7 protein-coding genes are annotated in these 14746 nt (G+C 61.2%); 4 read left to right on the top strand and 3 right to left on the bottom strand.

Annotated elements, in window-relative coordinates; all coding sequences use genetic code 11:
* Positions 1-43: 43 nt before the first annotated feature.
* Positions 44-2545, bottom strand: a complete 2502-nt coding sequence (locus EPD60_RS15925) for a M14 metallopeptidase family protein (protein ID WP_131450519.1) — start codon at positions 2543-2545, stop codon at positions 44-46.
* A 152-nt stretch (positions 2546-2697) separates the two neighbouring features.
* Between EPD60_RS15925 and EPD60_RS15920 the strand changes: the two genes are divergently transcribed.
* Positions 2698-2988 carry a hypothetical protein gene (locus EPD60_RS15920; protein WP_131450518.1) on the top strand — a complete coding sequence of 97 codons (291 nt, stop codon included), beginning with the start codon at positions 2698-2700 and terminating at the stop codon, positions 2986-2988.
* On the opposite strand, the gene EPD60_RS15915 is transcribed toward EPD60_RS15920, so the two are convergent.
* Complete coding sequence (locus EPD60_RS15915) at positions 2973-5666, bottom strand: M14 family metallopeptidase (protein WP_131450517.1); 2694 nt, start codon at positions 5664-5666, stop codon at positions 2973-2975. The genes EPD60_RS15920 and EPD60_RS15915 overlap by 16 nt on opposite strands.
* Positions 5667-5727: 61 nt before the next feature.
* Between EPD60_RS15915 and ggt the strand changes: the two genes are divergently transcribed.
* Both ggt and EPD60_RS15905 read left to right on the top strand, forming a co-directional pair.
* The gene (gene ggt / locus EPD60_RS15910; protein WP_131450516.1) at positions 5728-7428 is read left to right on the top strand and encodes a gamma-glutamyltransferase; all 1701 of its coding nucleotides are present in this window, start codon (positions 5728-5730) and stop codon (positions 7426-7428) included.
* Positions 7429-7529: 101 nt separating this feature from the next.
* Positions 7530-8180 (top strand): porin family protein, encoded by a 651-nt coding sequence (locus tag EPD60_RS15905; RefSeq protein WP_131450515.1) that lies wholly within the window; start codon positions 7530-7532, stop codon positions 8178-8180.
* A 236-nt stretch (positions 8181-8416) separates the two neighbouring features.
* On the opposite strand, the gene EPD60_RS15900 is transcribed toward EPD60_RS15905, so the two are convergent.
* On the bottom strand, positions 8417-9460 hold the full coding sequence (locus EPD60_RS15900) for an isoaspartyl peptidase/L-asparaginase family protein (protein WP_131450514.1): 1044 nt from the start codon (positions 9458-9460) through the stop codon (positions 8417-8419).
* 509 nt (positions 9461-9969) lie between these two features.
* On the opposite strand from EPD60_RS15900, the gene EPD60_RS15895 reads away from it, so the two are divergent.
* The gene (locus EPD60_RS15895) at positions 9970-14742 is read left to right on the top strand and encodes a translocation/assembly module TamB domain-containing protein (RefSeq protein WP_131450513.1); all 4773 of its coding nucleotides are present in this window, start codon (positions 9970-9972) and stop codon (positions 14740-14742) included.
* The last annotated feature ends 4 nt before the right edge of the window (positions 14743-14746 follow it).

Genomic DNA, 14746 nt, shown 5'->3' with positions numbered 1-14746 from the left:
GGCTGCGTAAATCATATCAATCATAAAAGATCTGCATTCTTCCTCATTGCCCTACAAGAAACACCGCGTTGGCAAACAGCAGCTTTCCATTTTCCCAGAAGCTGCGGAACAGCACATCGTCGGCAAAATAAACCACCGAGCCGCTGCCCAGGTCCTGCACACCAAATACGAGCGCATCCTGCATCCGCGGCTGCAGCTTGTTGCCTACAAAGCCGGCGAGCGGTTTTTCTTTTTTCACTACACCAACGTTCCAACCGCCTTCGTTGAAGAACTCATACACACGGTCGTCCTGGCGCAGCGTGTAATAGGTGCCCGAATAGCCATAAGCCAACGGGTGCGTATTGTCGAGTGTAACCCGGTAAATGGAGCCCGGTGTGAAGTTGGCGATCTCTTCCCGCTCGCGGTCGCCGTAAGTGCGTAATGCCGCATAAGGGTTGCGCGCCGCATCGGCACTGTCTTCGCCCTTGCGCGCTTTGAGTCCCCAGTCAAGTCCCGCCAGCTGGCTCACCGCGCCTTCCAGGGCAATGAGCTTGCCCCCGCGCGAAACCCAGGTGCGCAGGCTCTCGGCCATCAGCTTGTCGGAAAGAAAGCGGTAGTTGCCGTTGGGAAGCACTACCACGTTGAACTGCGACAAGTCGGTGCGGCCAAAATCCGTTGTATTGATAAGCGTTACGGGGTAATCGATCACCTGCTCGAAGTAGTGCCATACCTCGCCCACGGCGTTGTTGCTCGTGCCTTCGCCCGCCAGCACCGCAACTTTTGGTGTCCCGAGCGGCCGTACGGATGAAGCACCGAAATCACTTCCTGACTCCACCAGGCCGGTACTCACCGGCACGAGCTCGACGGCGCTTTCAGCGGCTTTAGCCCGCAGCAGCGTACTCAGGTCGCCAACGGCGCGGTTGGCATTGCTCAGCACGATGACGGTGCCGCGTTCGAAGCGACGGCCGCCAAGGGTGAAGGGCCGCTCGCTGAAGCGCAGGCGCACGCCTGCCTGCAGCAGCGCCCCCGCGAAGCGGGCCGCGCCAACACCATCCCAGCGAACTACATAGCCATAAGCATCGCCCAAAGGAGCGGCCGGCGCCACAGGGCGCGCCGCGCTGCGCAGCCCGCCCAGATCGCGGGCGGCATAGGCTTTCAATCCATATACGTAGGGCAAAGCCCAGGCAGTAATATCATAAGTGAGCGAGTCGGCGAGCCTGGGGTTGGGCTCAAAGAGCACGCGCACCAGGGCGCTGCGCTGCTGCACCGACGGGATAACGAGGTCTTCGGCCCCGATCGTGAAGCTCTCGTCGCGGGTGCTTTCGTAGCTGAAGCCACGGGCAGCGCCCGACTGCCCGTCGGTATAATGGATCCCATTGCGGTCGAGCAGGCGACGCAGTGCGGCGATACGCCCGCCGTCTTCGGGGCGGTGCTTCACCACGTAGTTCCGGTAGCCTCCCTGCCCGCTGCTTTGCGCCGTACGGAAATAGTTGCGGTATTCCTGCAGCAGTTGCGTGGCATTGGCGGAGGCGGTTTCAATGGTACTCATGCCCGTAGTGAAATGATGCTCCACCCGGTCGGCAAGCGTCAGCGTATCGCCCGAATGGGTCAGCGCCGCCAGGCCGCCGGCGGGACCGCCGCCCTGTTCGTAGGTCATGCCGATAGCACCGCTGTAGAGCGGGTACGTATCGCCGTAAGAAGGATAGAAAAGGTCAAACACCTCGCGGGTGAAATAAAGCCAGCCGGCCTTGTCGAAATAGCGGGCGTGGTTTTGCCCGATCATTTTCTGGAACTCCCGCTGCCAGGGGGTGATCACCTCGTGGTAGGGCTCCGCGGCCGGTGCGAAGTAGTAGGGGTTATTGACGCCCTGCTCGTGGAAGTCGACGTGCACCTGCGGCAGCCACGACTGGTAGAGCGCCATCCGCGCCTGCGACTCCACCTGTGTTTGCCAGGCCCAGTCGCGGTTAAGATCGAAATAATAATGGTTGACGCGCCCGCCGGGCCAGGGCTCGCGGTGCTCGCGCGCGTCCGGCAAGGCGTTGGGCTTTTTCCCCGACACAGACTGGAACCAGTTCACATAGCGGTCGCGCCCGTCCGGGTTCAGGCAGGGGTCGATCACAACCACGGTATTGCGCAGCCATTCGGAAGAGTGGCCTTCGCCGCTGACAAGCGCATAGGCGGTGCGCAGGGCGGCCTCCGATGAAGAAGGTTCATTGCCGTGCACATTGTAGGAAAGCCACACGATCACGGGCGTTCCGGCGCGCTGGTCCTGGCCGGCAGCCAGCCCCAGGTTGGCGCTGCGGATGGCATCCAGGCGGGCAATGTTTTCGGGCGACGAGATAAAAGCCGCCACCAGCGGGCGCCCTTCGTTGGTGCTGCCGTACACCTGCAGCTTTACGCGATCGCGGGCCTGGGCGGACAGGTGCTCAAAATAGGATACAAGGCGGTGATGCGGGGTGTACCGGCTGCCCACCGCATAGCCGAGAAAGCGCTCAGGACTTTGAAGCTGCGCGCTGGCGGCGATTATGGAACCGAGAAAAAACAGCAGGAGAAAGCGTAGGCGCATGCCGGAAAAATTTGGGGGCAATTTAAGCCAAAGGCAGTATTGGCACCCTTTTGGCGCGGAATCGTAACCCACGTACCAACGGGCGGAATGGGGATAACTCCCCGCCCGCAGCCTTCCGTCGATTGATTTGTGAACTACTGAAAGAGTGAGTTATGACTAAGAAGGCAATTACGCCGGAGCTTTTCCGCGATATGCCCCCCGACACGCAGATGAACCTGCTGCAACGCGACGGGGCATACATCGGCAAACGTATCGCTGAGGGGCAACCGGCTATATTATACCAGCTACAGGGATTTTATGTAGAGGTCCGCTACGAGGCCTACCGCAAGCATGTGGAGCAGATCGTCGCCTCCGACGATACGGCTTTGCTGCAGCCTTACCTCGAACAGGTGAAGGTGCGCGACCTCGACACGCCGGCACCCGGCGATCAGTCGAGCGCGTAAAGCTGGTTGAAGAGGAATTTGTAGGTGCCCTGCGCCTGGCCGCGGAAAATGATCTCGGGGCCGAACGCATAAAAGGTGCCCTTGCCAACCGGCGCGGCAAAGGCGGCGACGCCATCCTTCAGGTAGTTCTGCCCCCAGGCCCAGCCGCTGCGCAGCGGGCGCTCCGTTGCAAACCAGGCAAGCGGCCGCACCTGGCGGCTCAGCACGGCCTCCGGCCCAACGCGGAACACCGGGCTGCGGGCAAACACGGCGTCGGCGCGCCGCGGCATGCCCAGCGTGGCCCGGTCGGTGGTGCTTACCTGCAATTCCAGCACAGAGCCGGGGATATAAAACTTCTCACCCGGGAGCGGGCGCTCTTCGCCGTTCACCACTTCGGTGAGCGCGTTGCGTACGGGCAGCTTCAGGTGATAGGCAAGTGCCGTGCTGCTGCCGATGGCCAGCACCGAGCCGCCTTCTTCAAGGAAGCGGCGCAGGTGCCGGATCGTCGTGTCCGTAGAAATACGGCCCAGCATGCGGCGGTATTCCTCCGGGATTTCTTCCGGCCGCGGGCCGCCCCTCCCTTCCCGCAGCCCGGGAGGTGGTATGGTGCCGGTAACAAAAAGAAGCACGTCGAAGCGCTTGCGTATATCCCCCGAGTCGATGTCTTTTACATACACCTGCGCGGCCGGGAAGTGGTACTGCTCCAGGATCCAGCGGGCCCAGCCCGACGGCTCCGAGCCGCCATAGGGCTCAAAGAGCCCTACACGCCGCGGCCGCACCGCGGTAAGCGACCGCGGCTTGCGGTCGAGGCTGCGGACGGGCAGGCCCCAGGTAGCGGCAAGACGGTGCACGGCCGCATTAGCGGATGCCGGCACATAGAAAGCACCGGCGTCTTCCCCCGTAACAATACGGGATACCGGCACACCTTCGCGCAGCAGGTCGTTCACCAGCGCATAGCTGTTATTGACCTGCCCGTTCAACAGAAAACCGGCTTTCCCCTTCCCGCTGATCACCACATTGGCAGTTTGCAACTCACCGTACGGGATTGTTTCCAGATTGGCCTGAACGGGCTGCAGCAGGCGTTCGAAGCGAATGCCCATCGTAAAGGCAGGCGTCCAGCCGGCGGCGTCGTAGGGCGGCACCGGCGGCCCGCCCGGGTATTGCAGGTCGTTGGGGTGATCCTGCGGCTCGAACATATCGAGTACGTGCGGGCGGAAGGCCTGCGCGGCCGGCACCACGTACGACCCTGCCGGATAGGTTTTCCCTCCCGCATTAAAGGAAGCGGTTGAACGCTGCACCTTGACGCCACTGTAGAGCAACGCATTGATGAATTTGGTGGCCGTGGGCATGTCGGCCTGCGGCGGGATCACGTAGGCCCGCGCATCGCGGAGTGAAGTGTCGCGGAACACCAGGTCGTAGTAACGCTGCGCCACCGTGTCGGGGGTGCGTGGCACCCCTTCGCGGCCACGCTGGTCTTTGCGCCAGGCAGCGACCACCGAATCGGAAAGCCGCGGGCCCAGCGTCCAGTTGTCGCGGCTGCCGGCATCGATGCCATTGCGGCCCATGCGCCAGATATTGTACAGCAGGTGTTCGCGGTTGCGGCTGGCGTAGTCGAGCACGGCATAGTTGAGCGACACAGAGTAATCGATAGAGCGCCGGAAGGTCCAGCGCTGCGGCGTTACCGGGTTGGGCGTGGCGCCGTTGGGCACGAGGCGCGCGGGCACCACCGGCACCTGCGACGGCGTAGGGTCGCCGATGATCTCGGTGAGGATACCGACGATATTGTGGTAATACGGTGTGGTGCGCAGCCCGCCGTTCCACCAGGTGGAGTACACGGAGCCCGCGCGCTGCGTGTAGCCCGGCTTTCCTTCCGTGTTGAGGCGGTTGTTCATGGCGGCACCGACCGCATCGAGCGAGGTGATCACCAGCGGGTCGTATACATAGTTGAAGGGATCGCGGTAGGGCGGACCGGCCAGCACCGAGCCGGCGGGGCCGGTCTGGTGGTGGTTGTAAATGATCTGCGGGATCCACTCCACGTATTGCTGCCGGCTCATGTTCTGCGTCTCCTTCATATTCATCATGTAGAAGTCGCGGTTGTTGTCGTGGCCTACGTATTTCTGGTATTGCCGCGGCAGGTAGCGGTACGAGCGCTTTAGTGTATCGGCGTTGCGCATGTACCAGTTGCTCACGAGTTCCTGTCCATCAGGATTGGCATGTACAAAAAGTATGATCACATCGTTGAGGATGCGCTGTGTTTCGGCGTCGTTGCGGCTCACGAAGTTCCAGATCGTCTCCACCAGTTGGTGCGCACCGACAGTCTCGGTGGCGTGCAGTCCGCCGTCGATCCATACCACGGCCTTGCCTTCCGTGGCCAGGCGGCGCGCCGTGCTTTCGTCGATGCCCTCGGCGCGCGCAAGCTGCTGCGAGATGCCTTTATACTTTTCGAGCTGCGCCAGGTTGCCGGGCGCCGACACCACGAGCATCCATTGCGATCGCCCTTCCTCGGTCTTGCCGATATCCACCAGCCGCACCCGGTCGGAAGCCGCCGCCAGCTTCTTGAAATAAGCCTCGGTTTGCGTATAGGTAGCGAGCTGGTAATTATCGCCGATGTTGAATCCGAAATGACTGCGCGGCGAAGGCGGCTGCGCGATGGCGGTGATGGCGGCAAGCAAAGTACCAAGCAGGAAGGTCCGTCTCATGAAGGGTGGTTTGGAGGCAGGAAGATACATCCTGCGTACCTTTCCCGCAATTCCTCCCTCCATGCGTAATTACCTTTTCGTCGCCCTGCTCGCACTCGCCGCCTGCCGCGGTACCCGCATCACCGCCCCCATCGACGCCTATCATGTTACCGTTCAGAAAAAAGCCGAAGCGACGCATGGCGCCGTCGTGTCGGCGCACCCGCTGGCCTCGCAGGTAGGACTCTCGATTTTAAAAGCCGGCGGCAATGCCGTAGATGCGGCCATCGCCACACAGCTGGCGCTGGCCGTGGTATATCCCGGTGCCGGCAATATCGGCGGAGGCGGCTTTATGGTGGCCCGCCTCGCCGATGGCAAAAGCCTCGCCCTCGACTACCGCGAGACCGCTCCCGCGGCCGCGCACCGCGATATCTACCTCGACGCGCAGGGCAACGTGATCGAAGGCGCTTCGGTCAACGGGCACCGTGCGGGCGGCGTGCCCGGCACCGTGGCCGGTCTTTTCGAAAGTCATCGCTACGGGCGACTCCCCTTCCGACGGCTCATAGAGCCGGCCATCCAGCTGGCGGAAAAAGGCTTTGTGCTGACGGAGCGCGAAGCCGCCGGCCTCAACAACATCCAGCAAGACCTGGCGCGCTACAACACGCGTCCCAACGCGTTTCAAAAGTCGGGCCGGTGGAAGGGCGGCGACACCCTCCTGCAGCCCGAGCTCGCCGCCACCCTGCGCCGCATCCGCGACGGCGGTGCCGCGGGTTTTTATTCCGGCGAAACCGCGCGCCTGATCGTTGACGAAATGCAGCGGGGCAGCGGCCTCATCACGCCCGCCGACCTGTCTGCGTATAAAGCAAAGTGGCGCGAGCCGCATACGTTCACCTATAAAGGCCACGAAGTGATCGGGATGCCGATGCCCAGCAGCGGCGGCACCCTGCTGCACGCCATGATGAAGATGGTGGAGGAATGGCCGATCTACACCTACGGCCACAACACACCCGAGACCGTCAACCTGATGGCCGAGGCCGAGCGCCGCGCCTATGCCGACCGCGCCGAGCATATGGGCGATGCCGACTTCTACCCGGTGCCCGAAAAGGCGCTCGTGAGCGAGGCCTACCTGCGCGACCGTATGAAAGATTATGTGCCCGGCAAAGCGGGCAACAGCACCCTCATCAAGCCCGGCACACCCGGCAAGGAAAGCGAGCAGACGACCCACCTCAGCGTGCTCGACGGCGAGGGCAACGCCGTATCCGTCACCACGACCCTCAACAACTCCTATGGCAGCAAGACCGTCATCGGCGGTGCCGGCTTTTTGCTGAACGACGAGATGGACGACTTCAGCGCGAAGCCGGGCGTACCGAATATCTACGGTGCCGTGGGCGGCGCGGCCAACGCGGTGGCACCCGGCAAACGCATGCTGTCTTCGATGACGCCCACCATCGTGCTGAAGGACGGCAAGCCCTGGATCGTGGTGGGCACACCGGGCGGCACCACCATTCCCACCTCGGTGTTCCAGGCCCTGGTCAATATCATCGACCTGCAGCTCGATGCCGAAACGGCCATCAACGCGCCCAAGTTTCACCACCAGTGGCTACCCGACGTGCTGTATGTGGAAAAAGGATTTCCCGCCGACGTGCGGACACGCCTCGAAGCCATGGGCTATAAGATCGAAGAGCGCGGGCAGATCGGTCGTACCGAAATCATCCAGGTGCGCGACAACGGCACTATCATTGCTGTAGGAGACCGGCGCGGCGATGATGATGCGCGTGGGTACTGAGAACAAGAGAACGAGAGAACAATAAAACGAGAATCCGAAACCTCAGAACCCCAGAACCCCAGAACCTCAGAACCTTAGAACCCCATAACTTATTTTCGTCGATGCTTCTTCGAATCCTTACTTCGCTCCTGCTGCTTTCTTCGCTGCAGGAAGCGGCTGCACAAAAAACCGAGTATGGCTTTTTTGTTGGCGGGCAGGCCACCAGTGCCGGTTATTACCTGCACGGCCACCGGCAGGCCACTACCTGGCTGCCCGGCGCGCACGCGGGCGCCATCCTGCGCATCCCCTTTGAAGGAAATTTCTACTTCTCCCCTTCGCTGGCCTACAGCCTGAAAGGGTTTGACGTGAACCTCACCGACACCTCGAGCAACCCGGGTATCAACGTCGTGGGCAACCGCCTGCGGGTGCACACCTTCGAACTCGCACCGCTGTTTACCCTCTACTTCGCGTCGGCAGGCACGCGGCCCTTTATACAGTTCGGGCCGGCGGCCGACTTTGCCGTGTGGGGCACCGAAGACCTGCGCCTGCGCGACGGCAGCACTTCGGGCCGCACGATGAATTTTTCCAACGACGCCTACGGGCGCATCACCGCCTCGCTCATCGTTCGCCTCGGCGTGGAAACGCGCAGCGGCTTCTTCTTCAACGCCCACTACAACCACGGCGTCGGCAGCCTCAACCAGAATGATTTTGGCCCAAGCATCAAGCACCAGGTGGCCGGAATGAGCATCGGAAAGATCTTTTCACGGAAATAATCCATACAGTGCGGCCGCAAGCGGCCTTATTCACAATGGCACGACGGCACCACGACACGACGTGTTTATTTATTACGTGCATTCATTTTTAAGGCGTTTGAATTGATTGGTGTAGCTAACGACCTTATGCTGTTCTAAATTCCTGACTGCCCCGATATTGCCAATAACAATAAACATTTCTTCGTCGTGCCGTTGCGCCGTCGTGCAAAAAAGAGGGCCGCAAGGCCCTCAAAAATTTATTGCTCTTTGTAAATTTTGACCACCGGCTTTCCATCGGGCCGGATATACCCGCGGTACATCCCTTCGGTGTTGAAAGAGAAGGTAAAGTTGCCGTTCCTGTCGAGGGCGATGAGACCGCCGTCGCCGCCGAGGGCCGGCACTTTTTTCTGGATCATTTCGTCGGCGGCGGCCTGCACGCTCATGCCTTTGTATTCCATGAGGTCGGATACGCTGCGGGCCACGGAGAGACGGATAAAGTATTCGCCCCAGCCGGTGCACGACACGGCGCAGGTGGCATTGGAGGCAAAGGTGCCGGCGCCGATGATGGGTGCATCGCCCACGCGGCCGTACTTCTTGTTGGTCATGCCGCCGGTGGAGGTGGCGGCTGCCAGGTTGCCGGCCTTGTCGAGGGCCACGGCTCCCACGGTGCCGTATTTATAGTCATGGTTGCCGGGCTGCCGCAGGAAGGCCTCCTGCTTCGGGGTGGCGCCGCCGGCCTGCTGTACCGCTTTCAGCGAATCAAGCGTTTTTGCCCGCTGCAGGGCGCGCCAGGCGCGCTCGGTGCGGAAGTACGACGGGTCTACGATGACAAGGCCCTGCTCCCTGGCAAACTTTTCGGCACCGGGGCCGATCAGCATCACGTGCTCCGTTTTGTCCATAACGGCGCGGGCGGCCGTGACCGGGTTCCGGACGGTTGTCACAGAGGCTACGGCGCCCGCCTTGAGCGTACGGCCGTCCATGATGGCGGCATCGAGCTCGTTGCGGCCCTCGTTGGTAAACACGGCGCCGCGGCCCGCGTTGAACAGGGAGTCGTCTTCCAGCACCCGCACGGTGGCTTCCACCGCATCGAGGGCGGTGCCGCCGCGGTTGAGGATGGCGTAGCCGGCCTGAAGGGCGCGCTCGAGGCCCTGCTGGTATTGCCGCTCCAGCTCGGGGGTCATGTTCTTTTTCAGGATGGTGCCGGCGCCGCCGTGAATCACCAGCATAAAATCGGGACGCTGCTGCTGGGCCGTGGCCAAAAGCGAAAGCAGCACTGTAGAAATCGTCAGGAGTAGTCTCATGGCAGAGGGATTGCAATAGTGGGACGGAAAGTTACGGGGTTTGTGGGTTTGGAAGCGGATGGGGTGAACATGTGGGGACGAGCGGGCGCTGCGCAGGTCTGCTTGTAGGCGAAGCGACGCGAAGCGTCATTGCGAGCATATCGAAGCAAGCTCCCCGACCTGAAGACTGATTGCAGCCGAAAAAGCTTCAATGCGCAATTTTCCGGCTGCGAACACCCTGCGTAACGCCGGAGTTTGCTTCGCTCCGCTCGCAATGACGGGCATTCGCCCGTCGCGCAAAGCGGCGCCAGCAGTAGCAACGACAACCACTCTGCGGCGGCGGCAGAGGCAACCCAAAGGGGAACTTTCACATCTTTTTGCTTACCACTGTTCCTTTTCTGAAGTCACAGGGGATGCGAAACGACTATTTTTACAACCATTAAAGGCGAAACAGACTGAAAAGAGCGGCTAAAATATCCGGTGCGGTCATCCTCTCCCTGCTGATCCTTCTTTGTTTAACCCTGGCTTTCGTGCAAACGGAGTGGGGGCAAACCTGGCTTGTTCACCAGGTTACCGGCCGCCTTTCGCGCGAGCTGCAGTCGAAGATCCGCATCGACCGGGTGCGGATCGGCTTCTTCAACAAGCTCAACCTCGAAGGGGTGCTGGTGGAAGACCGCAAGCGAGATACCCTCCTCGCCGCCGGCCTCGTGCAGGTACGCATCACCGATTGGTTCTTCCTGAAAGACAAGGCCGACCTCGAATACATCGGCCTCAAAAACGCCACCATCAAGCTCCAGCGCACCGACTCGGTGTGGAACTACCGCTACCTCGTTGACTATTTCGCCTCCCCCTCCACCGGTAAGAAGAAAGAGTCGGGCATCGACTTCAGCCTGAAGAAAGTCGTGCTCGAAAATATCCGCTTCACCCAGCACGACGCCTGGAAGGGCGACGATCTCTATGCGCGGGTGGGCCGCCTCGATATGGATGCGAAGCAACTGAGCCTCACCGGGAAGGTCTTCGACATCGACCGCCTCCTGCTCGACGGCTTCGTGTACCACGAGTTCGGCTATAAGGGAGCCCGCCCCCGCGCCTCCAAGGTGGCCGATTCGCTCCGCCCGGCGCCGAAAGACACCGCCACCCTCCGCTGGAACCCCGGCCGCATGTACATCCACGTGGCGCAGCTGCAGCTGAAGAACGCACAGTTCCGCTCCGACAAGGACGGCATCCTGGGCAGTAAGGCACCTTATTTCGACGGCCGCCACATCGACTTCAACGGCATCACCGGCAACCTGCAGAACCTGAGCCTCGTGCACGATACGATGCGCGCCCGCGTAGACCTCGTAGCCAAAGAGCGCGGCGGGCTGCTGGTGCGCACCCTCCGCGGCAACCTGAACTTCAACCCGGGGCAGATGGAGTTCCGCAACCTGCTGATCCGCACCAACAACTCCACCCTGCGCGACTACTTCGTGATGCGCTTCGGCTCTTTCGCCGACCTGAGCGACTTCGCCGACAAGGTGCGGATGGAAGGCCATTTCGACAACAGCCTCATCACCTCCGACGATATCGCCATCTTCGCCCCCGACCTCAAAAGCTGGAAGCGGCAGTTTTATATCGACGGAAAGATCAGGGGGATGGTGGATGCCTTTGACGGTGAGAACGTAAAGCTGCGCACCGGGCAGACGGCGCTCAACGGCAACTTTACCGTGCAGGGATTGACCGACCCGGCCAAGACCTTCCTCAACATCGAGGCGCGGGACCTGGTGACCAATTACCATGACGCCGTCACCTTCATCCCCGACCTGCGCTCGGTGACCATGCCCAATCTCCGCAAGCTGGGCACCATCCGCTTTACGGGTACCTACACCGGCTTCTTCAAAGACTTTGTTGCCTTCGGCACCCTGCACACCGCGCTGGGCTCGCTGAAGACCGACCTTAACATGAAACTCCCCGACCGAGCGGCGCCGGTGTACTCCGGCAGTGTTTCTACGGGTGCCTTCAACCTCGGTCAGTTTTTCAACAACAGCGACCTGGGCATCGTCGATTTCCACGGCGACCTGAAGGGCCGCGGCTTCACCCGCAGCCAACTCGACCTCGACATCAACGGCACCATTCACCGCTTCCAGTTTCGCGGCTACACCTACCGCAACATCACCGCCAAGGGACGCATCGATGCCAACACCTTCAACGGCGATTTCGGTATCAAGGACCCAAACGTGGAGGGTACGGTGAAAGGTCTCGTGACCTTCGGCGGCCCCGAGCCCACCTTTAATGCCACGGCCAATATCGTAAAGGGCAACCTGCGCGCCCTCGGCCTCGCCAGCGAAGACCTCTCGCTCAACGGCCGCTTCGCGCTCAACCTCACGGGCCGCTCACTGGCCGACTTCACCGGCACCGCCAACATCACCGACGCGGTGCTGCTGCAGGGCGGCCGCCGTCTTTCCTTCGACTCACTGTACGTGTCGAGCACCTACGCCGGCGGCGCGCGCACCCTGCGCATCCGCTCCAACGAGCTCGACGCGCTCGTGCATGGGCAGTTCGACATCCCGAGCCTGCCGGAGGCCGTGCAACTGTTCCTGCACCAGTATTACCCGGCTTATATCAAGTCGCCGCACCGCTCCGGCATGCCGAAGCAATCCTTTACGTTTGAAATCCGTACCGGCATCATTGAAGACTACCTGAAAATTTTTGACAAGCGCCTGTCGGGTGGCAACAACAGCCAGGTGCGCGGGGCGCTCGACCTCGGCTCCAACACGCTGACGCTCGATGCGCAGGTGCCGGCCTTCGGCTACAAGCAATTCAATTTCTCCGACATCCGGCTCTTTGGCAACGGCAACCTCTCGCAGCTGCGGCTGGAGGGCGAGGTGGGCAACTCCACCGTGTCGGATTCGGTGACACTGCCACAGACCAAATTCAGCATCCAGGTGGCCAACGACGTGTCGGATATCTCCATTACAACCACCTCCAACCAGGCCATCAATGAAGCGGCGCTGTCGGCCCGTGTGAATACGTACAGCGATGGACTGAGCGTGCTGTTCAACAAGTCGACCTTCGTGCTGAACGGGAAGACCTGGAGCATCGCCGAAGGCGGCACGCTCGACTTCCGCAGAAATACGGTAACGCAGGGCGACGTAGTGCTGCGGGAATCCAACCAGGAGATCCGCCTCAGCACGCGGCCCTCGGAAGAAGGTGCCAACCTGAACGACCTCGTGATCGATCTGAAGGACCTCAACCTCAGCGACGTGATGCCCTTTGTGGCGCCGAAGAACCGCATCGAGGGCCTGGCCAACGGCCGCGCGGTGATCGAGGACCCGGCGAACCGCTTTTTCGTTACCAGCGACCTCCGCTTCGACCAGCTGCGCGTCGACAACGATTCCATCGGGCAGCTGCAGGCGAGCGGCAGCTACAATAAGAAAACCGGCAAGCTGCTGGCAAAAGGCAATAACGTTGACCCGAACCACCGGATCGCTTTCGATGTGAATATGGATCTCGACAGCGCCAGCACCGGTGCCGCGGACCGCATCCAGCTGGAAGCGGTGAACTACTCGGTGAAATACCTCGAGAACTTCCTCGGCTCGCTGTTCTCGGAGATGCAGGGCTTCGTCACCGGCAACCTCGAGATCCGCGACCCGCGCAACAACCCGCGCTACGTGGGCCGCGCGCGCCTCAAAGACGCGTCGATGAAGGTCAACTTCACCCAGGTGAAATACTGGCTGTACGACGCCGATATCGAGCTCGAAGAGAACCGGATCAATTTCGGAAGGCTGCGTCTCCGCGACGACTCGGTAGCCTCGGTTGCCGAGCGGGCCGGGCGCACCGCCACGGTTACGGGTGCCATCGAGCACACCGGTTTCAAGAATATGGTTTTCGACCTGGCGCTGCGTACCGACGACGGTCCCATCCAGCTGCTCAACACCACCTATGCCGACAACCAGACCTTTTACGGGCGCGCGCGCGGCACCGGCTCGATGACGCTGAGCGGGCCGCAGAGCGCCATGAATATGGAGATCAACATCAAGGCCTCCGAGCGCGACTCCTCCTATATCACCCTGCCGCCTTCGCGCAGCCGCGAAACGGGCGCGGCCGACTTCCTGGTGGAGCGGAAATACGGTACGGAAATGACGCCCGAAACCTTCCGCAACGAGGAGAGCAATATCCACTACAGCCTCAACCTGACGGCCAACCCGATGGTGAACGTGGAGGTGATCCTCGACGACCTCACCGGCGATGCCATCAAGGGCCGCGGCACCGGCGACCTCTTTATCGAGTCGGGCACCAACGAGCCGCTTGCCATCAGCGGCCGCTACAACATCGAGGAAGGAAGCTACCTGTTTACGTTCCAGTCGTTCTTCAAAAAGCCCTTCGAGCTGCGCAAGGGAGCCAACAACTTCATCGAGTGGACCGGCGACCCGTACAATGCGCGTATCCGCTTCGAGGCCATCTACAAGGCCGAGAACGTGCGCTTCGCACCGCTGGTGACCTCGCTGTCACTCAACGACGACCGCCTGGAGCGGATGCGCGGCGACGTCAACGTGGTGGCCATCCTCACGGGCGATCTCTTCCGCCCCGACTTCGCCTTCCACCTCGAGTTCCCGAACAACAGCCCGGTGTACACCAACCCATCGTTTGCCTACGGCCTGCAGGAAATCGAAAAGAACACCAACGAGATCAACAAGCAGGTGACCTACCTGATCGTATTCAACTCCTTTGCGCCGGTGCAGACGGGCACCGACAACTCCTCGGCCGGCACGCTCAACGAATTTGCCTATAGTACCATCTCGGGGCTTTTCTTCGGCGAGGTGAACCGCCTGCTCAACCAGGTGCTGGGCAAGGTGCTGGCCAACAACAAGGTGACGCTTAACTTCTCGGGATCGCTGTACAACCGCAACCTGCTCAACCAGACCAACCGGGGCTTCGGCATCAACCAGAGCACACTCAACGTAAGTCTCTCCGCCCCCATCGCCGGCGAGCGCGTGCAGATCACCTTTGGCGGGTCTTTCGACGTTCCGATTCCCGGCAATAACGACATCAGCCAGCGTGTATACATTTATCCCGACGTGAGCATCGACGTACTGATCAACCCGACCGGCTCTATCCGGGCTACCTTCTTCTATTCACAGTCGCCCGATCTCATTTCCGGATCCACGAATCCCGTCACCAACAAGCGCGTCGGCGCCAAGCTCTCTTACCGCAAGGAGTTCGACTCGCTGAAGGATCTTTTCCGCAAAAAGAAAAAAGAGCAGCCTGTGGATTCAACTTCCGTCAACCGCGAAGCCGATATCAACTCCGCGCAAAAGCAACGGTAGGCCG

Source organism: Flaviaestuariibacter flavus (genome assembly GCF_004337505.1).
GTDB lineage: Bacteria > Bacteroidota > Bacteroidia > Chitinophagales > Chitinophagaceae > Flavisolibacter > Flavisolibacter flavus.
This window is presented reverse-complemented; position numbering and strand designations above follow the sequence as displayed.